Source organism: Streptomyces sp. SBT349, from assembly GCF_001083795.1.
Lineage (GTDB): Bacteria > Actinomycetota > Actinomycetes > Streptomycetales > Streptomycetaceae > Streptomyces.
This window is the reverse complement of the sequence record NZ_LAVK01000069.1, coordinates 1-26,496: the sequence shown is the minus strand read 5'-3', so window position 1 is coordinate 26,496 and position 26,496 is coordinate 1. Positions and strand designations below refer to the sequence as shown.

Here is a 26,496-nt window from a genome sequence, read left to right as displayed (position 1 = left end):
CTTGCCCACCCCGCCCATCCCGGCAACCACCTGGCCCGGCACCGCCGTGCCCCCCTCGGTGATCGCCGCCCGCAGCTGCTCCGACTCCGCCCGGTGCTGAAAGGCCCCGGCCCGCGGGGGAATGGTCCCGATCTGGCGCGGCCACGCGGCCGGCGGACGAGGAACCCTGAGCGTGACGTCACCGTGGACATCGCCGCCGACGGCGATACCGCCGCCGGAGGCGAAGACGCGGTCCGATGAGGAAGGGAGGGCCGGGCCGAACCGCCGCGAACCGCGGGGTGGGCTCTGGTACGCCGGGTCTCCGCTCAGCCCTGGGGCGGAGTCGGCGTGGGAGGGCGGTTGACGCTCGCGTTCCCGTGCAGGACGCCGGTGGCGATGGAGCCACCTTCGGCGGTGATGCGTACATCCCGCCCGGCGGCCAGGCCACCATCCCCGGCCGACGCCCCACCCGCATGCTCGGCGTGCTCATCCAGCAACGCCCTCAACACGCGGGCGGCCTCGTCCTGTTCCACCTCTTCGAGACCTTCGAGCAGGTCCTGGAAACGGCCCCGCCACATCGCCTCGTGCATGAGTCGAGGCTGCGCGCCGCCGTCTTCGGCCGCCGCCGCCAGCTCGGTGGCCGTGGCGTCCAAGCGCCGCAGCGCCGCCCGCTCCCGCTCGGCATCGCCCCGACCGAACCAGCCGGCCACCCGCGTGCGCAAGCCGGTCCAGGCGTCCGTGCCCGCAGCCTGCGCCACCGCGGCCCCACCCGCGGCGGCCAACGCCGTCAACGTCTCCTCGATCACCCTGCCGTCCTTCCCCGCCCACGCCCGGCTACCGCCTACTCCTCGTACCGTAGCGGGCCGACGGGGAGCCACGCAGCGCTCTTTCCCAACGCGCACGCGATGGCCATGGACGCCGGTCACCGGTCGCCGGTCTCCGGGCACCGGGAGGCGGCCGATGAACACATCCTCATGCCCTCTTCATGATGACGCGCGGCGTCGGCGTGCAGGATTCCGCGCAATACCGAGCCGACCCGGCTTGATCGCGGAGGACCTGATGTCTGATCGCACCACAGCGGTGACCGGCTGGACCACGGCGAGCGTCGACGGAGCGTGGTACGGCCGCCGGCCCATACGCACGCCCTGGCTCAGCGAACGCGACGTGCTGGCCGACGTGCTGGCCGCCCACGCCGGTGAGCGGTCCCCGAGCGACACGGTGGCGGTGAGCGAGAAGGTCGCGGTCCTGCTGGCGGGCCTGGCCGTCCCGGTGGAGACGGTCACCGTCGGGTGGGAGGCCCGCCTCCTCGCGCGCCTCGTCCGGCCGAGGCCGGGCTCCCGCGGGCTCTCGGTGCCGGAGAAGATGCAGTACGTGCTGGACAGGACCGGGCGGACCCGGACGTACGCCGCGGCGCTCGCGGCCCTGTGCACGCGCCCGTTCGGCGTGCGCGGGTACTTCTACCGGGTGGCGGGCTCCCTGGCCCGCGATCTGGACGGGGGCCGACCCCCGTACGAGCACCTGCTGTTCCCCCCGCTGCCGGTGGCCGAGGCGGCGGCGCTCTGCGCCGAGCTGGAGACGCGGCTGGGGGCCGGGGTGGCCATCGTGGACCTCAACGACTTCGGCGGGACCATCCGCGCGACCTCCCCCCGATCGCTGCCGCCCGCCACGCTGCTGAAGGTGCTCTCCGACAACCCGCTCGGGCAACGGTCCGCCGGGACACCCTTCGCGCTGGTGCGCCCGCTCCCCCGCGACGCCGCGCACGCCTGATCCACCGGTGACGCGCGTGACGTTCCCGAGGGAAGCCGCATGAGCCCGATCCGCCGCGCGTCGCTGGTGCGCGCCTCGGCCCTGCTCGTCGGACTCACCGGACTGAGCCAGCTGCTGGGGTTCGTGCGCGACGCCGTCATCGCGGCGGTGTTCGGGGTCAGCGCCGAGGTCGACGCGTACCTGGTCGCCCAGGGCGTGATGAACCTCGTCCTCGGCCTGGCCGCCGGCGCGATGTCCAAGGCCCTGGTGCCGACCGTCGCCCGCGCCGTCGACGACGGCCTGACCCCCGCCGCGCACCGGACGGTACGGGTCGTCCTCACCGTGACGACCGCGGTGCTGGTCGGCGGCTCCGCGCTCATGTACGTGGCCGCCGAGGGGCTCGTGGCCGTCCTCGCCCCCGGCTTCTCCCCGGAGCTCACGGCCCAGGCCGCGCGGCTGACCCGGATCGTGCTCGTCGCCACCGTGTTCGTCGCCGGGACCAACATCCTCGCCGCCGCCGCGGGAGCGCACGGCCGCTTCTTCTGGGCCGGTGTGCAGGGCGTCCCGTTCAACCTCGTCATGATCGCCGCGGCGGCCCTGCTCGGCGCGCGCTTCGGTATCGGCGCGCTCGCCGCCGGGTTCGTGGCGGGCTCGGCCGCCCGGTTCCTCACGCAACTGCCCGCGGCCCGCCGCGTGGGGCTGCGCCTGCGCCCCTCGCTGCGCCTGCGCGACCCGGGGTTCCGGGAGGTCGTCTCCCTCGTCCCCGCCCTCCTGGTCGGCAGCGCCATCGTCAACGTCAACACCCTGGTCGACCGTGCCATCGGGTCCACGCAGGGACCCGGCACCATCGCGGCCCTCTCCTACGGCTGGCGGATCGTCTCGCTCGCCGAGGTGCTGCTGGTGGCCGCGTTCGCCGCCGTGCTGTACCCGGCCTTCAGCGCCCTCGGCCAGCCGGAACGCCGAGCCGAACTCCGCTCCGCCACCACGCGGGTCATCGGCGTCGTGCTCGTCCTGATGGGACCGGTGATCGTGGTGCTCACCGTGGCCGCCCGGCCGATCGTCGTCCTCGTGTTCGCCCGCGGCACGTTCGACGCACGCGCCGTCGAACTCGCCGCCCTCGCCGTCTCGACCTACGCGATCGCCCTCGCCGGGCTGGCCGTTCGCGAGATCACCGTCCGGGCCAGCCTGGCCGTCGGCGACAGCCGTACCCCGGTGCAGACCGCCGTGGTGGCGATGCTGGTCAACGTGGCCGGCGACCTGACCCTCGGTCCGCGCTACGGCCTGGCCGGGCTCGCCCTGTCGACCTCGTTGTCGGTCCTGGTCGGCGCGGTCCTGCTCGTCGTCCTCACCGCGCGCCGCCACCGGGCCGCCGGACTCGGGCCCGTGGCGCGCTCGGCGCTGGCCGTCCTCGTGGCCGGCGCCGTCTCCGCCGCCGCCGCGTGGGCCGTCCTGCGGGTGCTCCCCGCCCAGCGGACCGGCGAGGCGGCCCTCGCGCTGCTCGCCGGCGCCGGGACCACCGCGGTCACCTACACCGCGGTGCTCGTGCTGCTGCGCGTGCCGGCGATCGCGGACGTCGGCGACAGCCTGCGCCACCTCTTCCGCCGCTCCGACGCCGCCAGGACCAGAACCGCCAAGACGTGAGCCACCAAGACGTGAGCCAGAAGGACGACACGAACGGGCCCCCCGACCCGGACCCGACCGTCCGGGCGGCCGTCGTACCGCGGTTCAGGTCCCGATGGTCCAGAGGTGGATCACCTTGTCCCCCGCGCTGGCCAGCGTATGGCCGTCCGGACTGAACGCCACCGACAGCACGCCCTTGGTATGCCCCGTCACGGCGAGGAGCGGTTCACCGGTGTGTCCGTCCCAGAGGCGGATCACCTTGTCGTCTCCCGCGCTGGCCAGGGTGTGGCCGTCCGGACTGAACGCGACCGAATGCACCCTCCCGGTGTGCCCCGCCAAAGCGAGGAGCTGCTTGCCGGTGTCCGCCTCCCAGAGGCGGACGAGCTTGCCGCCGGCCTCGGAAGAGAGGTCGGAGTGGCCCGTGGCCATGGTGCGGCTGTCCGGGCTGAAGGTCGCGGCGGATATGAACCTGAACCGGCCGGACAGGTCGAGGCGTTGAAGGCCGGTGGGAACGTCCCACAGCCGGGTCGAGCTGGCCAGGGTGTACCCGTCCGGGCTGAACGCCACCGGGTACACGCCGTCAGGCAGGACGCCGGCAGGCTTCGGGAACTCGAAGCGCAGTTCGCCGGTCGCCGAGTCCCAGAGGCGGATCCCCTGTGTACCGCCGCCGACCAGGGTGCGGCCGTCGGGACCGAACGCCACCGAATGCACCGAGGTCGTCCATCCCCCCTGCTCCAGGGCGAGGAGGAGCCTGCCCGAGCTGGTGTCCCAGAGCCGTACCGTCCTGCCGGAACCGCTGGCCAGGGTGTGGCCGTCCGGGCTGAACGCCACCGAGCTCACGGCTCTGGTGTGCCCGGTCAGGACGAAGCCCTGCCTGCCGGTACGCACGTCCCACAGGCGAACCAGCTTGTCGTCTCCCGCGCTGGCCAGGGTGTGGCCGTCCGGACTGAACGCCACCGACTTCACGCGCTTGGTGTGGCCGGACAGGGTGAGGCGCCGCTCGCCGTGCAGGATCCTTCGCGTGGGGGCGCGCACGCCGGCTTGGGCCGTTGTGGCGAAGGGCAGGTCCACCGCTGTACGGCCGTGTTCGACCTGCGGAGCCTGGAAGGTCCCCGCGCCCTTGGCGACGTAGGCCCTCAGGGCACCCGCCAGTCTGGCCAGCAGCACCTCGCGGGACTCACGGTCCGTGTCGGTGATCGCGGCATACCGCAGCGTCGGGGGGTGAGTGCCCTGGCCGGCGAGTGCGGCCAGTTCCGCGGCCAGGGTGCGGGCGTCCGGGCGGTCGCCGGGGCGCTTGGCCAGCAACGCCAGCACCAGAGCCTCCAGGCGGCCGGGGACGTCGGGCCGCAGTGCGCGCAGAGAGGGCGGCGCCTGTTCCACGTGCTGGTGCATCCAGGCGTAGGTGGAAGGACCCCCGAGGAAGGGCAGGCGGCCGGCGAGGAGTTCGAACATGACGCAGCCCAGCGCGTACAGGTCACCGCGGGCATCCGGCAGCTCGCCCCGCCACTGCTCGGGAGACATATACGGCGGGGAGCCCAGTACGTGTCCGGTCATGGTCATCCGGGATGTGGCGTCCATGGTGCGGGCGATGCCGAAGTCGCAGATCTTCATCCGGTCGCCGGGCTGCACGAAGAGGTTTCCCGGCTTCAGGTCACGGTGGATCACTCCGCTGTGGTGCGCCGCGGCCAGCGCGGTGAGCGTCTGACCCGTCAGGTCCAGTGCCCGCGCGACGGACACGCCCTCCGGGTGACCGGCTATCAGCCGCGACAGATCGAAGCCGTGCAGCAACTCCATGACGATGAACAGGTAACCGTCGTGGCGACCGGCGTCATGGACGACGGTGATCCCCGGATGCTGGAGTTTGGCGAGGGTGGCCGCCTCCTGCTGGAAACGCCGCACCGAGTCCGCTCCCGAGAGAGCGGGCAGCACCTTGACCGCGACCTCGCGCTGCAACACCGAGGAGTCGCGGCCCAGCCACACCTCCCCCATGCCACCACGGCCGAGCAGCCGCTCCAACCGGTACCGGTTCGCCAGCACAACCCCGGACAGTTCCATCCCAGAATCCACCGAGCGATCCCCCTCCCGGCCGCAGTGCGTCCGTATGTGTTTCGGTCCATCCGCCTCGCCTCAGCAAGCCGTCCGACTGGAGGATTTCACACCAGTGGATCTCCGCGGGACTGTGCGAGACGGAGAAGGACCCGCGACATGCCCCCCCGGGAACCGCCACGTGCCCAGCCCGGCCGCCTCGACATCCGTGAGCTCGTGGACAGCGGTGACATGGGCCACTCGCCAGTGCCGATCAGCGGCGATGCGCTCGCGCGTCGGCAGGACGTCGAATCGGTCGTCCTGGGAACGGTGCCGAACGGTCCGAAGTCGAGGGCGGGACACCCCCGTCGTGCCACGCGCACCCGCTTCCGCGGAGGCGCTCACCACTCCTCGCCGACCGACCGCCTCGCGGGCGGAGGACCGTTTCGGCGGTGTGTCCTCGGGTAAGGTCCCCGTAACTTGGGAGCGCTCCCAAACCGGAAAACAACCCAATCCCCCACTCCCTTCCGGAAGACGGAGACCGCACGATGTACGCAGACACCCCCACACGCCGCTGGACGCTGCGGGTGATCACGCCGGTCCTCGCCGGCGTCGTCGGCCTGCTCACGCTGTTCATGAGTCCCTGGAGCGACTCGGCCAGCGCCCACGGCTCGATCGTGGACCCCGCCTCCCGCAACTACGGCTGCTGGGACCGCTGGGGCGGCGATCACATGAACCCGGACATGGCGCAGCAGGACCCCATGTGCTGGCAGGCGTTCCAGGCCAACCCGAACACCATGTGGAACTGGATGAGCCTCTTCAGGGAGAACCTGAACGGCAACTTCCAGGGGTCGATCCCCAACGGGAAGCTGTGCAGCGCCGGTGACGCCCAGGGCGGCCTGGCCAGCTCGCTCGACAACCCGGGCGAGTGGACCACGACCAACGTCGGCAGCACCTTCAACGTCCACCTGTACGACACGGCCAGCCACGGCGCGGACTACTTCCAGGTGTACGTCACCCGGCAGGGCTTCGACCCGACCACCCAGGCGCTGGGCTGGGACGACCTCGAACTGGTGGAGGAGACGGGCAGCTATCCCCCGGCCTCGGACATCGACTTCGACGTCAGCGCCCCGGGCCGCTCCGGCCACCACATCGTCTACACGATCTGGCAGGCATCGCACCTGGACCAGACGTACTTCATCTGTAGCGACGTCAACTTCACCTGAGCCGACCGGCCGGTGAGCCCACACCGCCCACCGGGTCCCTGACGGGGCCCGGTGGGCCCGGTCGGCGGCTATAGGATCGACGCGCCCTCCATCAGGGGGCGTTGTCGCGCGAAAGGTGGTCAGCGGTGGACGATTTCCTGGAGGACGTGGTCGACGAGGTGCTCGACGAGGCGGAGGACGCCCTGGAGGACGTCGGCGTCGACGTGGAGATCGACGGCGACTGACCGGGACGGCGGCAGGCCGCCGAGGGCGCGCGCCGGTCGCCTTCCGGCCCAACGCCCCGCCCGCGGGCGGCTGGTGGCGCTTGTAACCTGAGGGGCCGTCGAGCCGTCGTCCCGCGGAGGAGCCCATGACCACGCCCAGCAGCGCGCCCGACCCCGCCCCCGTGCCGGGGCCGCCGCGGGTCGCCGTGCGGGGGGAGGCCCGGCTCGAAGTGGAGCCGGAGATGGCGCGGATCGGGGTCACCGTGGGCGCCCGGGGCTCCGACCGGCGGGCGGCGCTCACGGATCTGACGCGGCGCAACGGCGCCGTTCTGGAGCTGCTGAGGTCCTACGGCGAGGCGGTGGAGAAGATCGAGACCGGGGCGTTCTCGATCAGCCCCGAACTCAGGCCGGGCCGCGGGGAGCGGGTGCGGGCCTACCACGGGAAGGTGCATGTCCAGGCCGTCGTCGGGGACTTCACCGCGCTCGGCGAACTCACCACCCGGCTCGCCGAACTGGAGCTGGCCGGCGTCTCCGGCCCGTGGTGGGCGCTGCGGCCGGAGTCGCCCGTGCACCGGGAGGCCAGGCAGCAGGCCGTGCGGCAGGCCGTCGAACGGGCCAGGGAGTACGCCGCGGCGGTGGGCGCCGAGTTGGTCGGGCTGATCGACATCGCCGACCTGGGGGCGGAGGCCCCCACCGAGTTCGCGTCCGCCGGCTACGGCGGCATGCGCGGCGCGGCCCCCGGCGCGGCGGCGGCCCCACCACCAGCGCTGGACCTGGAACCCCGCCGCCAGACCGTGTACGCGCGGATCAACGCCCGGTTCACCATCAGCCCACCCGTCCTCTGACCCCCGCACCCGGGACGTGGCCGGTGCGGCGGGCGGCCCAGGACGCGCGTCCCGGATCCGCTCGCGGCAGTCGATGCACGCCGGCACCAGGCGCAGGTCCGTCAGCATCACCGCGCGTTCTCCGGACAGTTGTGCGGCGCCGGCGACTCGTCGGTGCCCCGGCAACCGAGGCACCACGCGCCCGCCGTCACCGGCGGGCAGGTGCGCCCGTCGATCAGCGTCGGGGGCTCGTCGGAAAGGGGCAACGGGGCGGGCTCGGGCAGCGGGGCACGTGCCATGACACGCTCCTCGGTCATCGGGTTCGATGACCGTATGGCCGCCCTTGGAGCGGGAGGGGCACGGTCTGTGCCCCCCGCACGCGCGTTCAGGTCGTCAGCATGCCCAGACCGACCGCGAGTTGGGCGGCCCGCTGCCGCCGGGCGGGCTGCCGGGACTCCGCTTCCTCCAGCACGATCCTCCTGGCGTACCCGTTGTATCGGATCGTCTCCGGTGCGGCCTCGTGCGCCCGCTCCAGCATGGCGAGGGCCGTGTCCGCCTGCCCGTCGAGCTGGTAGGCGCGTGCTTCCTCGATGCGGTGCCGCGCGCGGCGCGGCCGGGACGGGATGGTCGTGACCTCGGTGGCGGCGGCCTGCCGCACCGACTCGCCCCCGGCGTGCAGCTCGACGGCGATGGTCACCGCGTGCGCGCCCATGATCGCCTGGGAGAACGAGGTGACGGGGTGGTAGTAGCTCGCGGGTAGCCGACCGGCTGCCGTTCGGGCGCGGTCCCAGTAGCTCCAAGCGGCTCCGGCGGCTCCGCGCCGGGCCGCCGTGTACCCGGCCTCGAACTGGAGCGCGCCCGCGATCGCCAGCACGTCATCGTCCGCGTCCGGCAGCAGCGGCTCCAGGTGGCGAAGCGTCTCGTGCGTGATGGCGTCCGCTGCCCCGAAATGGCCCTGCCCGGCGTCGCGGTGGGCCTGGGCCAAGAGCCACGCGGCAACGCCGATCGCGTGCGGGTCCTCGGACTCCTGCGCGGCGACCATGCCGCGCTCGGCGACGCGCCACAGCAGCGCGGACTCCGGCTGGTACGCCAGGAAGAACTGGCTGAGGCCGTACGTCTCGGCGAGCACGGCCTGTGCCGCGCGCCGCTGCGTGCTCGTCTCCGCCTGTCGTGCGGTGAGTTGCGCGTCTCGGATCAGACCGGGGAGCAGCGCGCCCACGACCTCGCGGTGGTTGGGCGCGGAGTGCCGCGCCTTCCACGCCCGGGACAGGCGCGCGGCCAGGTGCTCGGGAGGTGGCGCCTGCCGGTCCTCAGGGCGCAGCGGGAACGCGTTGATGACCTCGGCGACCGCGGCGAGCCGCGCGTGGCCGGGGCCGATGAACAAGTCGGTGGCCATGGCCTGGGAGCCTGTCAGCTCGGAGAGGGCACGGACACGCAGTACCTCGGCGATACGCAGGATCATGGACAGCTTGGGCGTCTGCAACCTGCCGCGCTCGACCTGTTTCACCCAGGATGGGGACATGCCCAGGAGCCCGGCGAGGACGGGGCGGCTCATGCCACGGCGGTTGCGCAACACCTCCATGCGCTGTCCGAATGACAGCGGCTCCAGGTACGGGTCCGGGGGAGCGTCGAAGGGCATGGCCTTGCTCCTTCTCTGAACAGCTCGACACTGTCAGGGTATGGGGCGGGCGCGACCGGCCGTCAGGCCGCATGCCCCCCCGCTCCCCCGGGGGGGGGGGGGCCCCCCCCCCCCCCCCCCGCAGCCGTTCAGCGGGCTCGCGGTCTGGTCGTTCGTCGCCTCGCTGCTGCTCTTCCCGCTCGGCCTGGTGCTGGGCGTGCTCGCGCTTACCCGCCCGCGTACGCGCCCCGAGCGCGGGCGCGCGCTCGCGGTGGGCGCGGTGATGATCGCCGCGGCGCAGGTGCTGGTGCTCGCCGTCGTCGTGCCCACCGTGGTGATGGACGGGGACGACCGCGGGCGCGGCAGCTCGGAGGCGGGCTCGGCTCCGGAGCAGGGCGAGGGCGAGGATCCCGACGCCCCCGGCGCGCCCGACGGTTCGCGGCCTCCGGAGGACCCCGAGGCTCCCGGCGGCCCCGGGGACGAGGAGCCGACGTCCATCAGCGTGTACGACATCGAGGTGGGCGACTGCTTCGACTCGGGCGTGGGCCTGGACGAGTTCGGGAGCGGTGGCGCCGAGGAGATGTCCGTGACCCGGCTCGCCTGCGACGGCCCGCACGAGGCGGAGGCCTACGGATCCACGCAGGTCGAGGGGTACGACTCCTTCCCCGGCGACGACGAGATGTACGCGGTGGCCCTGAGCGAGTGCAACGCGCTGGTGCAGGGGTACGTCCTCGACACCTGGACGCTGCCCCTCGACGTCAGCCTCTTCTACTACCACCCGGGCGCCGAGTCCTGGGGCGCCGGCGACCGCGAGATCATCTGCCTCTTCGGCGAGGCCGGGGGCGGCTCGCTCGACGGGACGCTGCGCGGCGACACCGCGGAGCTGGACGCGGGGCAGCTCCTCTATCTGGAGGTCACCACGCCGCTGGAGGTGATGATCTGGGAGGAGCCGCTGCCCGAGGAGGACATCGCGCTCCGCCGGGAGTGGGCCGGGCGGATGGCCGAGTCCATCGAGCGGGAGGCCGCGGCGCTGGAGGCCGAGGCGTGGCCCGAGGAGATCGCCGGGCTGGTCACCGAGCTGGTGGCGGCCCGGCGCACCAGCCTGGAGGACTGGAACGCGGCGGCCGGCGCGGCGGGCTCCGCCGACTTCGACCAGCGGATCGAGGCGGGCTACGCGGGGATGGGCATCGACGTGGAGATCGAGATCCGGGAGATCCTGGGCCTGTCGACCGGCGAGTGAGTCGCCCGGCGCCCCGTTTCCGTCACCGTTCGGCTGCGGTTCCGCCCCGGGCCCGTCGTGAACGGCCGGGCGCGGACGAGGTGTCCGTACACTCGGGAGCCGTGGATACCACGCTCCGGGACCCGCTGATCGGGCACGTTCTCGACGGCCGCTACCGCATCGACGAGCGGATCGCGGTGGGCGGCATGGCAACGGTCTACCGCGCGGTGGACACCAGGCTCGACCGGGTGCTCGCCCTGAAGGTGATGCATCCCTCACTCGCCGAGGACGCCGCGTTCACCGACCGGTTCATCCGGGAGGCCAAGACCGCCGCCCGCCTCGGCCACCCGAACATCGTCGGCGTCCTCGACCAGGGCGCGGACGGCGGCTATGTCTACCTCGCCATGGAGTACGTGGCCGGCTGCACCCTCCGGGACCTGCTGCGGGCCCGCGGCGCGCTCCAGCCGCGGGCGGTGCTCGACATCGTCGAGCCGATGCTCGCCGGGCTCGCCGCCGCGCACCGCGCGGGGCTGGTCCACCGCGACATCAAGCCGGAGAACGTGCTGATCGGCGACGACGGCCGGGTGAAGGTCGCCGACTTCGGCCTGGTGCGCGGCGTGGACAACCAGACCTCCGCCACCACGGGCTCCGTGCTGGGCACCGTCTCCTATCTGGCGCCCGAGCAGATCGAGGGCGGCGCGGTGGACACCCGCACCGACGTGTACGCGTGCGGGCTGCTGCTGTACGAGCTGCTGACCGGCGCCAAGCCGCACGCCGGGGACTCCCCCGCGCGGGTGCTGTACGCCCGCGTACACGAGGACGTCCCGCCGCCGTCCGCCGCGGTGCCCGGGCTCGCGCCCGAGCTGGACGGGCTGGTCGCCGGGACCGCGGCCAGGGAGCGCGCGCTCCGCCCGGCCGACGCGGCGGGGATGCTGTCGCTGGTGCGGGCGGCGCGGGCCGCGCTGAGCGACGAGCAGCTGGACGCGCTGCCGCCCGCGGCGGCGGGGGCGGGCGCCCCGGCCGGTCCCGAGGACCACACCCGCGAGGTGCCACGCCCGCCGGGCACCCGCGAGGCCGGGCCCGAGCAGGTCGATGTGACCAGCCGCATCGAACTGCCCGAGGGGGCGCCCGCCTCACCCGGGTCCGCGTCCGGCGGCGGGGCGCACGCCGGGGCACGCCTGCGGCTGCCGCGCCGCAGGGCGCTGCCGCTGATCGTGCTCGCGCTGCTGCTCCTGGCCGGGGGCGTGGGCGTCTGGTACATCAACTCCGGCCAGTTCATGCGCACTCCCGGCGTCTACGCCATGCCGCTGGACGAGGCGCGGCAGGAACTGGAGGGCGCCGGTCTCGAGGTGCGGGTGGAGGAGGAGTTCCACGCGACCGTGGAGCCGGGGCACGTCGTCACGACCGACCCCGAGCGCGGCGACCGCGTCCGCAAGAACGCGACGGTCACCGTCGTCGTCTCGCTCGGCCCCGAGATCGCGCGGGTGCCCAACGTCCGCGGCCTGCCGCTGGAGGAGGCGCAGCGGGACCTGCGGGCCGCGGGGCTGACGCCGGGCGAGGAGGAGTGGGAGTTCTCGGCCGAGGTGGAGCGCGGCTCGGTGCTGGAGACCGACCCGCCGCCGGGCGAGGAGCGCCGCCCGGACACACCGGTGAACCTGGTGGTCAGCAGGGGCCCGGAGATCGAGGTGCCGGACGTGACCGGCCTGCCGGAGACCTCGGCAACCTCGCGTCTGGAGTCGCGGGGCTTCGAGGTGGAGACCGAGACCGAGCGCGTCTTCTCCGAGGAGGACGAGGGCGACGTCGCGGCCCAGTCGCCGGAGCCAGGCAGGACGGCGGGCGAGGGCGAGACGATCCGCCTCACCCTCTCCAAGGGCCCCGACCTGGTCGTCGTCCCCGACGTGGACGGCATGAGCGAGGACGAGGCCCGCGACACGCTGGAGGAGGCGGGCTTCGAGGTCAACGTGAACCGGGTCTTCCTCCTGGGCGACGTGTTCGATCAGTCCGTCGACGCCGGGGACCGGGCGCCGCGCGGCTCGACGATCACCATCTGGGTCAACTGAGGGCGTCCCCGAGCGACGGGTCCGGCGCGCGAGCGGGACGCCGGACCCGTTACCCCGTCCGCGTGCCGGACGCGCACCCGTGTACCTGTGAGCCCGGTCATGAGACGAGCGTCACATACGACGCCGCTTAGTGCTCGGACAACCGCCGCTGGGCCCGGGAATTCCGGCCCAGCGGTTCATCCATGCACAAGGCATTCACTATGCCGCTTAGTACTCGGGGTCATTGCGCGTCGTTTTCGAGGGCTGTTACCAAGGGCCATCGCAATCCTGTTGAAGGAACACGAGGTCCCCTGAAATGCCCGCTCATCGCAGCACTTCCACGCTCCGCAAGACCCGATTGCGGCGAACCGCCAGTGCCACGCTGGCCGCCACCGGCATATGTGCCCTGGCCCTTACGGCTGTTCCGGCTTCCGCCGATTCCAAGGAGGTGGTCACCACGCACAACGCCCGTGCCGTTTCCTGGGATGTGAAGGCCGCCGACATTCCGGGCCAGCGTCAGCCCGCCGACGCGCTGCCCGCCGAGGAGATCGGCGCCCGCGCCGAGTTGGCGCCCGGTGTCCAGTCCGCGCTGGCCGACGCCGTCGCGGGCCAGCGTTCCGTCGCCGCCGATGCCACGCGCGAGGCGGAGTGCGAGGCGGAGCGCGCCGAGCGCCGCGCCGAGCGTGAGGCCGAGGCGCAGGCAGAGCGCGAGGCGGCCGAGGAGCGGGAGAGCGAGGAGACCACGGCCCCCGCCCCCGCCGCCGAGGAGCAGGCCGAGGAGCAGGAGGAGGAGCCCGCCACGGCCGCCGCTCCGGCCGAGACCCCCGCCGAGGCCGCCGCCCAGGAGCCCGCCCCCGAGGAACCGGCCGCCGAAGAGTACCCGGACAACCTCGACGGATGGATTCGCGAGGCGCTGGACGTCATGGCCGAGAAGGGAATTCCCGGCACCTATGACGGGCTCCACCGCAACATCATCCGCGAGTCGAGCGGTGATCCCAACGCGATCAATCTCTGGGATATCAACGCCATCAACGGAACGCCTTCCATCGGCCTGTTGCAGGTGATTCAGCCGACGTTCGACGCCTATCACGTCGAGGGAACTCCCTACGACATCTACGACCCGGTCGCCAACCTGACCGCCGCGGCCAACTACGCGTGGGACCGCTACGGTTCGATCGACAACGTGAACGGCCCGTACTGACCGGACCGCCGATCGGCTCCCCGCGACCGCAATCCTGTCGGCGGCCATGTCCCCCTAGCCGGGGGCCTGGCCGCCGTCGGCGTCCCCCGCGCCCCCGGACCTCGTCCGGGAGGTGCCCCCGGTTCCATCGGCGCGGAGGCCGTCCAGGTCCTCGTCGCCAACCCTCGCGGCTGGGCGACGCCGCCGGGGAACCCGCGCCAGGACGCGGCGTTCCGCGCCGCGTGCGCCGACGAGGGCCTGGCCGCCTACGTCCACGCGCCCTACCTCATCAACCGGGGCTCGGACCACGCGAGCCGACGGCCCGTCAGGATGCCTCGCCCTGCTCCCTGGTGAGCGACCTCGGCCCCTGTCCGGAGGCGCTGGACCACCACCCCCGGCTCGGCGTCTGCCTCGACGCCTTCCCCTGGAGGGGGCACCCCCATGGTGGCCGGGCCCGGGAGGCTGGGGCTCATCCACGCCAACGACTCGCGGGACGTGGCGGGCGCACGCAAGGACCGCCAGGCGAACATCGGCGCGGACCCGTTCGCCGCGTTCTCCCGCCACCCGGCCACTGCGGGCGTGCGGGCCGCCCCTCAGAGCTCGGGGCCCTCGCCGGGCTCCTCCTGATAGGAGTAACGCTGCTCCCGCCACGGGTCGCCGAGGTTGTGGTAGCCGCGCTCCTCCCAGAAGCCGCGCCGGTCGGCCGTCATGTACTCGACGCCGCGGACCCACTTGGGCCCCTTCCAGGCGTAGAGCCGCGGCACGATCAGGCGGAGCGGGAAGCCGTGCTCGGCGGTCAGCAGCTCGCCGTCCCGGTGGGTGGCGAAGACGGCCGCCTCGTCCGCGAAGTCGGACAGCCGCATGTTGGCGCTGTAGCCGTACTCGGCCCACACCATCACATGGGTCGTCTCCGGCGCGGGCGGGACGAGGGAGACCAGCGTGGCCGCGCGCACGCCGCCCCACTCGGAGCCCAGCATGGTGAACTTGGTGACGCAGTGCAGGTCCCCGACGACCGTCTCGTGCGGCAGCGCGGAGAACTCCTCGTGCGTCCAGCAGCGCTTCTCGCCGTCCGCCGTGGCCCCGAAGACGCGGAACTCCCACCGCTCGGGCCTGAACCGCGGCACCGGGCCGTAGTGCGTCACCGGCCAGCCGCGCTGCGTCCGCTGTCCCGGGGGGAGCCGGTCCGCCTCGGCCCCGGGCTCCTCCCCCGCGCGGCTGTCCGGCTGACCCATGCCCCCCATGGTGACATCACGACCTCCCACCGTTCGCACCGCCACCCCGCCACCGGCTCCGACCAGGGAAAACCGCAGGTGAAACGCCCAATTCGGTAAGCCTTCGCTTACTGGACGGATCGTCGGCCCGGTGCCACGATGCGCGGAGCGCGATCCCACGCAGCCGAGAGAAGGAGGGTGCCGCCATGCAGGGCGACCCCGAGGTCATCGAGTTCCTGAACGAGCAGCTGACCGCCGAGCTGACCGCCATCAACCAGTACTTCCTGCACGCCAAGATGCAGGAGAACTTCGGCTGGACGAAGCTCGCGGCCTACACCCGCGCCGAGTCGTTCGACGAGATGCGCCACGCCGAGGTGCTCACCGACCGGATCCTCTTCCTGGAGGGCCTGCCGAACTACCAGCGCCTCTTCCACGTCCGCGTCGGGCAGACCGCGGCCGAGATGTTCCAGGCGGACCGGCAGATCGAGGTGGAGGCGATCGACCGCCTGCGGCGCGGCGTCGACGTGATGCGCGCGAAGGACGACATCACCTCGGCGCGGCTCTTCGAGTCGATCCTGGCCGACGAGGAGCACCACATCGACTACCTGGACACCCAGCTGGAGCTGCTGGAGAAGCTGGGCGAGCCGCTGTACATCGCCCAGCAGATCGAGCAGCCCAGCCAGACCTGAGGACCGGAGGACCCGAGGGTCCGCGCGTCACGCCGGCGAGACGGCCGGGGCCACCGCGGCCGGGGCCACCGGCGTCAGCGAGGTCAACGGGGGCACCGTCCGCATCGCCGCCTGTATCGCGGCCTGCTCGCGCCGCGGGCAGGAGCCGCGCCCCAGCAGCCCCTGGATGCGGCGCACGCACGAGCCGCAGTCCGTGCCCGCCTTGCACTGGGAGGCGATCTCCCGCGGCGTGCCCGCCCCGGCGGCGGCGTGCTCACGCACCTGCTGCTCCGTGACGCCGAAGCACGAGCAGACGTACATGCCCCATCCCTCCGGTGGCCTACTGAGGTAAGGCTCACCTTACCCCGGCGGCGCCGGGCGCGCACCGTGCCCCGGCTGTGGCTCGCGCCACCCCGGGGCACCGTCTCGGCGCGGGCCGGGAACGCCTCAGGCCCGGTACATCTCCGCCACGAGGAACGCCAGGTCCAGCGACTGGCTGCGGTTGAGCCGCGGGTCGCAGGCCGTCTCGTACCGCTGGTGCAGGTCGTCCACGAAGATCTCGTCGCCGCCGCCCACGCACTCCGTGACGTCGTCGCCGGTCAGCTCCACATGGATGCCGCCCGGGTGCGTCCCGAGGGTCTTGTGCACCTCGAAGAAGCCCTTGACCTCGTCCAGCACGTCGTCGAAGCGCCGCGTCTTGTGCCCGGAGGCGGCCTCGAAGGTGTTGCCGTGCATCGGGTCGCACACCCACGCCACCCGCGCGCCGGAGTCCGTCACCCGCTTCACCAGCTCGGGCAGCCGGTCCCTGACCTTGTCCGCGCCCATCCGTGTGATGAACGTCAACCGTCCCGGCTCCCGTTCGGGATCCAGCCGGTCGATCAGCGCGAGCGCCTCGTCCGCCGTGGTGGCCGGGCCCAGCTTGACGCCGATCGGGTTCCGGATGGAGGCGGCGAACGCGATGTGCGCCCCGTCCAGCTGCCGGGTGCGTTCGCCGATCCACACCATGTGCCCCGACACGTCGTACAGCCGCCCGCTGCGGGAGTCCGTGCGGGTCAGGGCCGCCTCGTAGTCGAGGAGCAGCGCCTCGTGCGAGGCGTAGAACTCCACGGAGTGGAACTCCGCCGGGCTGGCCCCGCACGCCTTCATGAAGTTCAGCGCGTTGTCGATCTCACGGGCCAGCACCTCGTACCGCTGCCCCGACGCCGAGGTCCGCACGAAGTCCTGGTTCCACGCGTGCACCTGGTGCAGGTCCGCGTAGCCGCCGGTGGTGAAGCCGCGCACCAGATTCAGCGTGGCGGCGGAGGCGTGGTACATGCGCCGCAGCCGCTCCGGGTCGGGGACCCGCGCCTCCTCGGTGAACTCCGCGCCGTTGACCGAGTCGCCCCGGTAGCTCGGCAGGGTCACGCCGTTCCGCGTCTCGACGGGCTTGGAGCGCGGCTTGGAGTACTGGCCGGCGATCCGGCCCACCTTCACCACCGGCACGGCGGCGGCGTAGGTGAGGACCGCGCTCATCTGGAGGAGTGTCTTCAGCTTGGCCCGGATCTGGTCGGCGCCGACCTGGTCGAACGCCTCGGCGCAGTCCCCGCCCTGGAGCAGGAACGCCTCGCCCCTGGCGACCGCCGCCATCCTGCCGCGCAGCTGGTCGCACTCGCCCGCGAAGACGAGCGGCGGATAGGACTCGAGGTCCGCGGTCACGGCGCGCAGGACTCCGAGGTCCGGGTAGGCGGGCTGCTGCGCCGCGGGAAGGTCTCGCCAGGAGGTGGCGATGGGGGTGCTGCTGTCAGCGTTCACGGTCACGCGCTCCAGATTACGGTGGGCGTCCACCGGGTTTCCCGGCCGGTCGGGGAGTGAGACGGCCAGGGCGCGCCCGGCGCGCGTGCCGTAGAGTGCCCGCATGTTCGCGCAGCACACCAGCAGCTGGTGGTGGACCGCACACGAGGCGGCCACCTGACTGCGCGATCCCGAAGATCCGCCGCGAAGGCCGCCCCGAGGGGCGGCCTTCGGTGCGTGAGGCGGGCCGTCCCTCCCGATCCCCGGAGGGGACCCCCATGGAACGCGCCACCGCCGTGCTCGACGCGCTGACGGCCAGCGACACCCCGTTCGCCCTGCTGCGCCGCCGCCCGCCAGGGCACGACGCCGATCTGGTCGAGGTGCTGACCGGCCCGGTCACCGAGGTCGACCGGCTCGCCGACATCCCCGACCACCCCCACGCGCTCGCGCTGGTGCCGTTCCGCCAGCTCGCCGAGCGCGGCTTCCGGGTGACCGACGACGGGACGCCGCTGTCCGTCCTGCTCCCCGACCAGGTCACCGGGCTGCCGCTGGACGCGGTGCTCGACGCGCTGCCCGCCCACGAGGTCGCCGTCGCCGACGGCGGCTTCGACGTCTCCGACGCGGCCTACGCGAGGACCGTCGCCGCCGTGCTGGCCGACGAGATCGGCACGGGCCAGGGCGCCAACTTCGTCATCAGGCGCACCTTCACCGGCCGGATCGACGGCTTCGGCCGCCGGGACGCGCTGGCCCTCTTCCGCCGCCTGCTGGTCGCCGAACGCGGCGCGTACTGGACGTTCGTCGTGCACACCGGGCGGCGCGTGCTGGTCGGCGCCAGCCCGGAGGCGCATGTGCGGATGAGCGGCGGAACGGTGGTCATGAACCCCATCAGCGGCACCTACCGCTATCCGCCCGAGGGGCCGAGCCTGGCCGGGCTGCTGGCGTTCCTCGGGGACAGGAAGGAGACCGAGGAGCTGTCCATGGTGGTGGACGAGGAGCTCAAGATGATGTGCACCGTCGGCGACCGGGGCGGCCTGGTCGTGGGCCCGCGCCTGAAGGAGATGGCGCACCTGGCGCACACCGAGTTCGAGCTGCGGGGGCGCAGCTCGCTGGACGTGCGGGAGGTGCTGCGGGAGACCATGTTCGCCGCGACGGTCACCGGCAGCCCCGTGGAGAACGCCTGCCGCGTCATCGCCCGCCACGAGGAGGGGGGCCGCGGCTACTACGCGGGGGCGCTGGCGCTGCTGGGGCAGGACGCCGGCGGCACGCAGACGCTCGACTCCCCGATCCTGATCCGCACCGCCGACATCGACGCGGCGGACGGCGCCGTGCGGGTCCCGGTCGGCGCGACGCTCGTGCGCGGCTCCGACCCGGCGGGCGAGGTCGCCGAGACCCACGCCAAGGCGGCGGCCGTCCTCGCCGCCCTCGGCGTGGGGCGCCCGGCGGGCCGGGCGCCCGCCTCCGGCCGGGACCTCGGCTCCGACCCGCGCGTGCAGGCGGCGCTCGCGTCCCGGCGCGCGCACCTGGCACCGTTCTGGCTGCGGATGCGGGAACGGCCCGGCTCCGCGGTGTCGGCGCGGGTGCTGGTGATCGACGCGGAGGACACGTTCACCTCGATGCTGGCGCACCTGCTGCGGTCGACGGGCGCGACGGTGGAGGTGGTGCGGTACGACGCGCCGGGCGTGCGCGAGGCGGCGCTCGGCCACGACGGCCCCGTGGTCCTCGGCCCGGGGCCGGGCGACCCCAACGACGGGGCCGACCCGAAGATGCGGATGCTGCGCTCGCTGACGGCGGAGCTCCTGGCCGCCCCCCGCCACGGGGTGGTCGGCATCTGCCTCGGCCACGAGCTGATCGCCGCCGAACTCGGCCTGCCCGTCCGCCGAAGGCCGGTCCCGTACCAGGGCGCGCAGGAGCGGATCGACCTCTTCGGCCGGAGCGAGACGGTGGGGTTCTACAACTCCTACGCGGCGTTCCTCGACGGAACGCCCCTGGCGGCGCGCGGCGTCGAGGCCAGCGCCGACCCGGCCGGCGGCGAGATCCATGCCCTGCGCGGCCCCGGCTTCGCGGGCGTCCAGTTCCACCCCGAGTCGGTCCTGACCCTGAACGGCCCGACCATCACCACCGCCCTCCTGCGCCCCACCACCCCGGCGGACGCCGGGGCGTAGCCCTGGGCCCGGGGGGACGCCGTCCCCCCGGGCAGCGGTGCGGAGGGTCAGGACGGGCGCGGGGACCCGTCCCCGTCGAGGCCGCTCTCGATCGCGTAGCGCACCAGCTCGGCCCGGTTGTGCAGATGCAGCTTGCCCAGCGTGTTCTGCACATGGTTCTGCACCGTCCGGTGCGAGATCACCAGCCGCTCGGCGATCTGCTTGTACGTCAGCCCCTTCGCCACCAGCCGCAGCACCTCCCGTTCCCGCTCCGTGAGATGCGGCACCCGAACGCCGTCCGGCGCCGGTGGCTCGGGCGCCGTGGCCAGCCGCCGGTACTCCCCCAGCACCAGGCCCGCCAGACCCGGCGTGAACACCGGATCGCCCGCCGCCGTCCGCCGCACGGCCTCCACCAGCTCGGCCGCGCTCGCGGACTTCACCAGATAGCCCGTCGCCCCCGCCTTCACCGCCTCCAGGACGTCCTCCTGCTCGCCGCTCGCCGAGAGCACGAGCACCCTGGTCCCGCCCTCCCCCGCCAGCTGCCTGCACACCTCCGCGCCCGGCATCCCCGGCAGGTTCAGGTCGAGCACCAGCACCCGCGGCCGCGCCGCCCGCGCCCACCCGCGCGCGCCGGGCCCGTCCCCCGCCGTGGCGACGACGTCCAGCCCGGCCTCGCCCAGGTCCCGCGCCACCGCGTCCCGCCACATCGGATGGTCGTCGACGACCATCACCGTCACCGGCTCCTCGCTCACACCCGCGCCCCCTTCGGCACCCGCAGCTCGACCTCCGTGCCCTGCCCCGGCACCGAGACCCAGGCCGCGCTGCCGCCCAGTTCCACCAGCCGCCCCCGTATCGACAGGGCCGCGCCGAGGCGGCCCTCCGCCTCGGCCGCCGCGAGCCTGCCCTCCGGGATGCCGGGCCCGTCGTCCCGCACCGTCACCAGCACCTCGTCCGGCTCGTCCTCCAGCAGGATCCACGCCGAGGCCGTCTCCCCCGCGTGCCTGCGCACGTTGTCCAGCGCCGCCGCGACCGCGGCCGTCAGCTCCCGCACCTGGGCCGCGGGCAGCAGCACGGGCCCGCCGGGTCCCGCGAACGTCACGCGTTCGCCCGTTCCCACCGCGCCCGCGAGCAGCGCCCGCAGGTCGGCCTCGGCGGGCGGCGCCGCCTCGGCGGCGCCCGGCCCCGCGGCGCCGACCAGCGCGCGCAGGGCCCGTTCCTGCGCACCGGCGAGCAGCCCCAGCTCCGCCGCCTCGCCGCCGATCTCGGTGCCGCGGCGCTGCACCATCGCCAGCACCTGGAGCACGCTGTCGTGGATGTCGCGCGCCAGCCGCTCCCGTTCCCTGGTGGCCGCCTCGATCCGCAGCGCCTTGGCCAGGGTGCGCTCGCTCGCCCTGGCCACCTCGACCACGTAGCCGATGGTGATGGCGGCGAGGCACACCAGCACCACGTTGTGCAGCATCATCCCCGAGTAGTCGCCGTCCTCGACGAAGTTGGCGACCCCGACGACCACCGCGGCGGTCCCGCCCCAGCGCCAGCCGCCCTTCAGCGCGACGCCGAGCACCGAACCAGCCACCCAGATCGACGGCAGGGTGGGCCCCACGGCGTTCCCCGGGTCGGCGACCGGGCTGAGCGCGATGCCCGCGACGCCCATCACCACGTCGGCCACCAGGAAGCCGGCCGTGCAGCGCTCCGCGCCGCTCACCGCGCGGAACGTCCACGCCGTCCACGCCGTCAGCGCGCCCAGGTACGCGACGCCGACGGCCGGGCGTCCGTAGTCCCCGTAAGCGAAGAGGAACAGACCGATCGCGTAGGCCAGCGTCAGCACCCGGTAGCCGGTGAGCGCGCGCCACATCGGCACTTCCACGGACATCGTCGCCGGCTCCCCGGCCATCTCGCGCCCCCTCACGCTCACCCCTCGGCCTTGGGCTCCCCGCCGCCGGCCGCGCGCTCCGCCTCGTCGGCCATCATCCGCTTGGCCGCCGTCGCGTAGATGTCGACGTACTCCTGCCCGGACAGCTTCATGATGGCGTACATCACCTCGTCGGTGATCGAGCGCAGGATGAAGCGGTCCCCCTCCATCCCCTGGTACCGGCTGAAGTCCAGCGGCTCGCCGATCCTGATGCCGGGCCGCATCAGCTTGGGCACGACCTTCCCCGGCGGCTGGATCTTCTCCGTGTCGATCATCGCGACCGGCAGCACCGGGGCACCCGTGGCCAGCGCGACGCGCGCCAGGCCGCCGGGCTTGCCCCGGTACAGGCGCCCGTCGGGGGAACGCGTCCCCTCTGGGTAGATCCCGAACAGCTCCCCGCGCTCCAGCACGGTCACCGCGCTGCGTATCGCGGCCTCGCCCGCGCCGCGCGCGCCCGACCGGTCCACCGGCAGCTGGCCGACGCCCTTGAAGAACGCCGCCGTCAGCTTCCCCTTGACGCCGGGCGAGGTGAAGTACTCGGCCTTGGCGATGAAGGTGACCTTGCGGTCGAGGACGGCCGGCAGGAAAAAGGAGTCGGAGAACGACAGGTGGTTGCTGGCGAGGATCGCCGGCCCCTCCACGGGGACGTGTTCCTTGCCCTCCACCCACGGCCGGAAGGCGAGCTTGAGCCCAGCACCGACCGACACCTTCATGGCCCCGTAGAACACCCCGTGAACCTCCTGTCTCCGAGCCTGACCTTACTGGGCTTCCGGCGCCCGTGGCGCCCCGGTGAGGGGCCCGCGTAGGGTGACAGACGCCGCGCGCGGAACCCGCGGAGCCGATCCCGGACGGAGTCGAGCCGATGCTGCTTCTTCCCGGAGCCGAGCCCTTCACCCGCAAGGGATCGCCGACCGGTGTCCTGCTGTGCCACGGCTTCACCGGCACCCCGCAGTCGCTGCGCCCGTGGGCGGAGCACCTGGCCGGAGAGGGGCTCACCGTCTCCCTGCCGCTGCTGCCGGGGCACGGTACCCGGTGGCAGGACATGCAGCGCACGCGCTGGCAGGACTGGTACGCCACGGTGGACCGCGAGCTGGTGGAGCTGAACCGCCGCTGCGAGCACGTGTTCGTGTGCGGCCTCTCGATGGGCGGGGCGCTCGCGCTGCGCCTGGCGGCCCGCCGCGGCCCCGCCGTCAGCGGGCTCGCGCTGGTCAATCCGGCGGTCACATTTCCGCGGCTCCAGGGGTACGCGCTCCCGGTGCTCCGTCACCTGGTCCCGAGCAGCCGGGGGCTGATCTCCGACATCGCCAAGGAGGGTGTGCGCGAGACCGGCTACGACCGGATCCCGCTGCACGCGGCCCATTCGATGCGGGCGCTGACGGCGTTGGTCCGGGCCGAACTGCCGCAGGTCACCCAGCCGTTGCTGGTGCTGCGCAGCCGTGTCGACCACGTGGTGCCGCCCTCGGACTCGGCGGTCGTGCTGGGGTCGGTGTCCTCGGTCGACGCGACCGAGCGTGTGCTCGATTCCAGCTTCCATGTAGCCACCCTGGACCACGACGCGGAGCGTATCTTTCAAGAGACGGACGCCTTCATCAGCCGGCTCGCGACAAGGAAGACTGCCCGTGACGGAACGTGACCAGGAGCGCGGAGACCGCGACCCGATCGACGAGGAAGCCGCCTGGGCCGAGATCGTGGCCGGGTACGGCGAGGAGCCTGCCGATCCGCCGGGCGTCTGGCCGCTGGTGTCGCCCGCCGTGGACGACGACCAGCTCGACGCGGGCGACACGGTCGAACGGGTGCACCTCGCCGAGCCGGCCTCCGTGGAGGGGCCGCGGGACTGGGAGGCGGCGGAGGACGAGGAGGACGACCACTTCGTGCCGCCCGACCCGCCGCCGCTGCCCGAGACGGACCTGGCGACCAAGCTGGCCTGGGTCGCCGTGCTGGGCGGGCCGCTGCTGCTGATCATCTCGGTGCTGCTCCAGCGGTCCATGACCTGGTGGATCGTCACCCTGGGCGTCGGCGGCTTCCTGGGCGGCTTCGCGACGCTGGTGACGCGGATGCGCGACGGCCGCGACGACGACTGGACCGACCCCGGCAGCGGCGCCGTCGTCTGACCGGGTCCCGGTCTCCGGGCGGCGAGCGGCACCCACCCGGCGGGCCGCGGCCCTCCGTTACGGGTCCTGGAGGCGGAGGCGGGCCAGGACCGGCAGGTGGTCCGTCGCCCGGGTCAGGTCGCCGGGCCCGAGGCCGGGAAGGCCCGAGGGCACCCCGCAGCCGAGCACCGTCACCCCCGGCGTGCAGAACACCGCGTCGATGCGCCGGTCCGGCGCCACCGCCGGCCCGGTGAACTCCTCCCCCTCCGGCGCCCGCGCCCACCCGTCGGTCAGCCGCCGCCCCAGCAGGCGGAACGTGCGGCCCCCCGGCGACTCGTTGATGTCACCGGCGACCACCCCGGCGTGCGCCCCCGTCCCCATCAGCGCCTCCAGCCGGTCCAGGACCAGGGGCCCCTGACGGTGGCGCTCCCGCTCGCTGAGGCTCAGGTGGCAGCTGACGACCGCGAGCCGCGGGCCGCCGGCGAACCGCAGCACGGCGGTGGCCAGACCCCTGCGGTGCAGCCCCGGGGTGAGCGGCAGGGTGACGTCGGCGGTGGTGACGACGGCGGCGAGGGCGGCGGCCAGGATCATCGGGCCGCAGGCCGTCGCCCCGCCGGTGACGTACATCAGCCCGGTGGCCCGCGCCAGGCGGGCGGCGCGGGCGCGCCAGCCCGCGAAGCGCGGCGCCTCCTGCACGCACAGGACGTCGGGGGCGCAGGCCCGGATCACCCGGGCGAGCGCCGCCTTGTCGTCGCGCAGGGAGCGCACGTTGTAGCTGAGCAGGCGGATGTCCACGGCCGTGCCCCGGTCCCGTTCCCGCGCGCCGGGGCGTCAGCCCTGACGGGCGAGGTCGGCCGCGCCCACCAGGCCCGCCCGGCCGCCCAGTTGGGCGGCGAGGACCTGCGCGTGCGGCCGGTACCTGGTGCCCACGAGCCAGCGCCTGAACGACTTGCGGATCGGGTCCAGGACGAGGTCGCCCTCGTCGGAGACGCCCCCGCCGACGATGAACGCGCCCGGGTCGAACAGCGAGGCCAGATCGGCGAGTCCGGCGCCCGCCCAGCGGGCCAGCTCGCGGAAGGAGTCGATGGCGACCGGGTCGCCCTCGCGGGCCGCGGCGCTGACATGGCGCCCCTCGATGCCCTCGGGGGTGCCGTCGCCCAGCTCCAGCAGCACGGTCGCGGCGTCGGGGGTGGCGGTGGCGCGCTGCCTGGCGTACCGGACGAGGGCGCGGCCGGAGGCGTACTGCTCCCAGCAGCCCTGGCTGCCGCAGCCGCACATCAGGCCGTCCGGCACCACGCGGATGTGCCCGAACTCGCCCGCCACCCCGAACCGGCCGCGGTACAGGCGCCCGCCGAGGATGATGCCGCCGCCGAGACCGGTGCCCAGGGTGATGCAGACGACGTCCTCGTGGCCCGCCCCGGCGCCGAAGCGGTACTCGCCCCAGGCGGCGGCGTTGGCGTCGTTCTCCACGACGACCGACATGCTCACCCGCTGCTCGATCTTGTCCTTGAGGGCCTCGTGCCGCCAGGCGATGTTGGGCGCGAAGAGAACGGTGGCACGCTTGTCGTCGACGTAACCGGCGGCGCCGATGCCCACGGCCTCGGCCGAGGAGCCCCGTCCCACGGTCTTGACCGCGTCCGCGATGGCCTCCACGACGCCCTCGGGGGTCGGTGGGGTCGCCACCTGGCTGGTGTCGAGGATCGAACCGTCCTCGTCCACCACGCCGGCCGCGATCTTCGTACCGCCGATATCGACGCCGATGGTCAGTCCCATCAGATCTCCTTCGCATGGAACGCGCCTCCGGCCCGACACCGTGCCCCTGCGGGCGCGGATCGGGTTGTGGCCGTGCCGAACCGTCAGGACGGTCCAGGGAAAGGCTCCCCTTGCGTCCGCATGTCCGAAGGGGGAGGAGACGCGTGTCCCTCAAGTGATGTCAGGTAGTGCCCCGCCGCGGACCACGGTACCGGAGGGAGAGGGGGCGGCACCGTTCCGGTTCAGTCCAGGTCGATGCGCCGGGAGCCGCCCCCGGACCCGGAACCGTCCCCCTTGTCCCCTTCCTTCCCCCCGGGTTCTCCCGCCTCAGGGTCCCCGGCCTCGGGGGCCTCGCCCTCGGGCGCGGGGCCCGGCCCGCCGGGCTCCTGCGGCCTCGACCACCGCTGCTCGTGGCCGAGCACCGCGGCGCGGTAGGCGGCGAGCAGCTCCTGACCGGCGCCCGCGAGGTGCTGGATCACCTCCGCGTTCCGCTCGATGACCGGCTCCAGGGCGGCCCTGGCCTGGGCGGCGAGCGGGCCCGCGGCCATGCCGACGCCGGGGCCCAGGGTGGATCCGAGGCGGCCCAGCTGCTCGGTGAGGGTGTCGGCGAGCTTGCGGAGCTCCTCCGCCGCGTCGCCCGGCTGCGAGCCGTATCGCTCGCGGCGCCTGGCCCGTTCCGCCGCGAGGTCCTCCTCGCAGGCCGTGGCCCAGGCGTCCGTGTCCGCGTCGGTCCCGGCCTCGGTCCCGGCCTCGGTGCGGGCGCCGGGGCGCGCGTCCTCCGGCTCGCGCCCGGGGTGCTCGGGGTGCTCGGTGGTGTCGCTCATCGCGGCCTCCTCTGGCGTGCCCCCGGACACCGTCCGGGGAAGACCGTCCCTTCGAGCCTACCCCGGTCCCGCGCCACGCCCGGGTGTCCCGCCGCCCGGCCAGCGCTCGGGGTCGGGCGCGAAGCGGACGGCCAGGTGGCCGTCCTCCTCCAGGGCCGCCCCGGCGACGGTGCACCGGCGCAGCGCGGAGGGCAGCGACAGGGCGCGGCGGAACGGGCCCGCGGTGACGACGAGTTCGTCGCCGCGGCGGACCAGGTCCAGCTCCTCGCGGACGGCACCCGGCAGCGGCAGCCGCCACACCAGCAGCCCCTCGGCGGCCAGCCGGTCGCTGACGGCCGGCTCCTCGGGGAAGGGGACGCCGGGGGGCGGCACGGGCAGCGTGCCCAGGTCGGCGGGGCCCGGGGCGCGGCCGAGGGGGGCCACGGGGGAGGGGGTGTCTTTTATACAACTTT

25 protein-coding genes and 2 pseudogenes are annotated in these 26,496 nt (G+C 73.8%); 13 read left to right on the top strand and 14 right to left on the bottom strand.

The features are described 5' to 3' along the window. Nucleotides 1–305: 305 nt before the first annotated feature. On the bottom strand, nt 306–785 hold the full coding sequence (locus ADY01_RS11580; protein ID WP_049570215.1) for a hypothetical protein: 480 nt from the start codon (nt 783–785) through the stop codon (nt 306–308). A gap of 253 nt (nt 786–1,038) precedes the next feature. On the opposite strand from ADY01_RS11580, the gene ADY01_RS35995 reads away from it, so the two are divergent. Beyond that, nucleotides 1,039–1,746 carry a hypothetical protein gene (locus ADY01_RS35995; protein ID WP_199826213.1) on the top strand — a complete coding sequence of 236 codons (708 nt, stop codon included), beginning with the start codon at nt 1,039–1,041 and terminating at the stop codon, nt 1,744–1,746. Between the two features lie 39 nt (nt 1,747–1,785). Further along, entirely contained in the window at nt 1,786–3,366 is a 1,581-nt protein-coding gene (gene murJ / locus ADY01_RS11570; protein ID WP_049570213.1) for a murein biosynthesis integral membrane protein MurJ, read from the top strand. Nucleotides 3,367–3,450: 84 nt separating this feature from the next. Here murJ and ADY01_RS35990 read toward each other — a convergent pair whose 3' ends face one another. Beyond that, nucleotides 3,451–5,400 carry a WD40 repeat domain-containing serine/threonine protein kinase gene (locus tag ADY01_RS35990; RefSeq protein ID WP_053170725.1) on the bottom strand — a complete coding sequence of 650 codons (1,950 nt, stop codon included), beginning with the start codon at nt 5,398–5,400 and terminating at the stop codon, nt 3,451–3,453. A 518-nt stretch (nt 5,401–5,918) separates the two neighbouring features. On the opposite strand from ADY01_RS35990, the gene ADY01_RS11560 reads away from it, so the two are divergent. Both ADY01_RS11560 and ADY01_RS11555 read left to right on the top strand, forming a co-directional pair. Next, nucleotides 5,919–6,596, top strand: a complete 678-nt coding sequence (locus tag ADY01_RS11560; RefSeq protein ID WP_049570210.1) for a lytic polysaccharide monooxygenase auxiliary activity family 9 protein — start codon at nt 5,919–5,921, stop codon at nt 6,594–6,596. Nucleotides 6,597–6,945: 349 nt separating this feature from the next. Further along, nucleotides 6,946–7,644: an SIMPL domain-containing protein gene (locus ADY01_RS11555; protein WP_049570205.1), complete on the top strand. Its 699-nt coding sequence runs from the start codon at nt 6,946–6,948 to the stop codon at nt 7,642–7,644. Between the two features lie 107 nt (nt 7,645–7,751). Here ADY01_RS11555 and ADY01_RS11550 read toward each other — a convergent pair whose 3' ends face one another. Beyond that, nucleotides 7,752–7,922: a hypothetical protein gene (locus ADY01_RS11550; RefSeq protein WP_159001141.1), complete on the bottom strand. Its 171-nt coding sequence runs from the start codon at nt 7,920–7,922 to the stop codon at nt 7,752–7,754. 86 nt (nt 7,923–8,008) lie between these two features. After that, on the bottom strand, nt 8,009–9,262 hold the full coding sequence (locus ADY01_RS11545) for a helix-turn-helix domain-containing protein (RefSeq protein ID WP_049570197.1): 1,254 nt from the start codon (nt 9,260–9,262) through the stop codon (nt 8,009–8,011). Between the two features lie 196 nt (nt 9,263–9,458). On the opposite strand from ADY01_RS11545, the gene ADY01_RS11540 reads away from it, so the two are divergent. From ADY01_RS11540 to ADY01_RS39055, 4 genes and pseudogenes are all read left to right on the top strand, one after another. After that, entirely contained in the window at nt 9,459–10,481 is a 1,023-nt protein-coding gene (locus tag ADY01_RS11540) for a septum formation family protein (RefSeq protein WP_159001139.1), read from the top strand. 101 nt (nt 10,482–10,582) lie between these two features. Then, nucleotides 10,583–12,520 (top strand): Stk1 family PASTA domain-containing Ser/Thr kinase, encoded by a 1,938-nt coding sequence (pknB, locus tag ADY01_RS11535; protein WP_049570190.1) that lies wholly within the window; start codon nt 10,583–10,585, stop codon nt 12,518–12,520. 295 nt (nt 12,521–12,815) lie between these two features. Further along, nucleotides 12,816–13,700: a transglycosylase SLT domain-containing protein gene (locus ADY01_RS11530; protein WP_053170722.1), complete on the top strand. Its 885-nt coding sequence runs from the start codon at nt 12,816–12,818 to the stop codon at nt 13,698–13,700. A gap of 66 nt (nt 13,701–13,766) precedes the next feature. After that, nucleotides 13,767–14,306: pseudogene (locus ADY01_RS39055) on the top strand (hypothetical protein). Here ADY01_RS39055 and ADY01_RS11515 read toward each other — a convergent pair. Continuing rightward, the gene (locus tag ADY01_RS11515) at nt 14,273–14,911 is read right to left on the bottom strand and encodes a sulfite oxidase-like oxidoreductase (RefSeq protein ID WP_049570182.1); all 639 of its coding nucleotides are present in this window, start codon (nt 14,909–14,911) and stop codon (nt 14,273–14,275) included. The pseudogene ADY01_RS39055 and the gene ADY01_RS11515 sit on opposite strands and share 34 nt — an antisense overlap. A 185-nt stretch (nt 14,912–15,096) precedes the next feature. On the opposite strand from ADY01_RS11515, the gene bfr reads away from it, so the two are divergent. After that, a complete protein-coding gene (gene bfr, locus ADY01_RS11510; protein ID WP_049570179.1) occupies nt 15,097–15,579 on the top strand; it encodes a bacterioferritin in 483 nt (160 codons plus the stop codon). Nucleotides 15,580–15,606: 27 nt separating this feature from the next. On the opposite strand, the gene ADY01_RS11505 is transcribed toward bfr, so the two are convergent. Together ADY01_RS11505 and ADY01_RS11500 are read right to left on the bottom strand one after the other, a co-directional pair. Continuing rightward, nucleotides 15,607–15,879 carry a (2Fe-2S)-binding protein gene (locus tag ADY01_RS11505; protein ID WP_049570176.1) on the bottom strand — a complete coding sequence of 91 codons (273 nt, stop codon included), beginning with the start codon at nt 15,877–15,879 and terminating at the stop codon, nt 15,607–15,609. A gap of 126 nt (nt 15,880–16,005) precedes the next feature. Then, on the bottom strand, nt 16,006–17,355 hold the full coding sequence (locus ADY01_RS11500; protein ID WP_049570228.1) for a class II 3-deoxy-7-phosphoheptulonate synthase: 1,350 nt from the start codon (nt 17,353–17,355) through the stop codon (nt 16,006–16,008). Between the two features lie 97 nt (nt 17,356–17,452). Between ADY01_RS11500 and ADY01_RS41800 the strand changes: the two genes are divergently transcribed. Next, nucleotides 17,453–17,509, top strand: coding sequence for a trp operon leader peptide (locus ADY01_RS41800; RefSeq protein WP_107081704.1), 57 nt, complete (start codon nt 17,453–17,455; stop codon nt 17,507–17,509). Nucleotides 17,510–17,606: 97 nt separating this feature from the next. After that, the gene (locus ADY01_RS11495; protein ID WP_049570172.1) at nt 17,607–19,490 is read left to right on the top strand and encodes an anthranilate synthase family protein; all 1,884 of its coding nucleotides are present in this window, start codon (nt 17,607–17,609) and stop codon (nt 19,488–19,490) included. A 47-nt stretch (nt 19,491–19,537) separates the two neighbouring features. On the opposite strand, the gene ADY01_RS11490 is transcribed toward ADY01_RS11495, so the two are convergent. From ADY01_RS11490 to ADY01_RS11480, 3 genes are read right to left on the bottom strand one after another with little or no spacing between them, the layout of a single operon-like run. Beyond that, entirely contained in the window at nt 19,538–20,197 is a 660-nt protein-coding gene (locus tag ADY01_RS11490; protein WP_078900210.1) for a response regulator, read from the bottom strand. Between the two features lie 20 nt (nt 20,198–20,217). Then, the gene (gene macS, locus ADY01_RS11485) at nt 20,218–21,339 is read right to left on the bottom strand and encodes a MacS family sensor histidine kinase (protein ID WP_049570225.1); all 1,122 of its coding nucleotides are present in this window, start codon (nt 21,337–21,339) and stop codon (nt 20,218–20,220) included. A 38-nt stretch (nt 21,340–21,377) separates the two neighbouring features. Then, nucleotides 21,378–22,106 (bottom strand): lysophospholipid acyltransferase family protein, encoded by a 729-nt coding sequence (locus ADY01_RS11480; RefSeq protein ID WP_049570166.1) that lies wholly within the window; start codon nt 22,104–22,106, stop codon nt 21,378–21,380. 134 nt (nt 22,107–22,240) lie between these two features. Here ADY01_RS11480 and ADY01_RS11475 point away from each other — a divergent pair, with 134 nt between their 5' ends. Then, nucleotides 22,241–23,011, top strand: coding sequence for an alpha/beta hydrolase (locus tag ADY01_RS11475; protein WP_049570161.1), 771 nt, complete (start codon nt 22,241–22,243; stop codon nt 23,009–23,011). Continuing rightward, a complete protein-coding gene (locus ADY01_RS11470) occupies nt 22,998–23,489 on the top strand; it encodes a hypothetical protein (protein ID WP_049570157.1) in 492 nt (163 codons plus the stop codon). Before ADY01_RS11475 ends, ADY01_RS11470 begins: the two co-directional genes overlap by 14 nt. 57 nt (nt 23,490–23,546) lie before the next feature. On the opposite strand, the gene ADY01_RS11465 is transcribed toward ADY01_RS11470, so the two are convergent. The 4 genes and pseudogenes from ADY01_RS11465 to ADY01_RS11450 all read right to left on the bottom strand — a co-directional run. Continuing rightward, nucleotides 23,547–24,263 carry an endonuclease/exonuclease/phosphatase family protein gene (locus tag ADY01_RS11465; protein ID WP_049570155.1) on the bottom strand — a complete coding sequence of 239 codons (717 nt, stop codon included), beginning with the start codon at nt 24,261–24,263 and terminating at the stop codon, nt 23,547–23,549. Nucleotides 24,264–24,299: 36 nt separating this feature from the next. Next, nucleotides 24,300–25,241 (bottom strand): ROK family glucokinase, encoded by a 942-nt coding sequence (locus ADY01_RS11460; RefSeq protein WP_049570152.1) that lies wholly within the window; start codon nt 25,239–25,241, stop codon nt 24,300–24,302. Between the two features lie 221 nt (nt 25,242–25,462). Beyond that, nucleotides 25,463–26,044 carry a DUF5304 family protein gene (locus ADY01_RS35985; RefSeq protein WP_053170720.1) on the bottom strand — a complete coding sequence of 194 codons (582 nt, stop codon included), beginning with the start codon at nt 26,042–26,044 and terminating at the stop codon, nt 25,463–25,465. Between the two features lie 57 nt (nt 26,045–26,101). After that, nucleotides 26,102–26,496 (bottom strand): annotated as a pseudogene (locus ADY01_RS11450) (hypothetical protein); the annotation flags it as partial.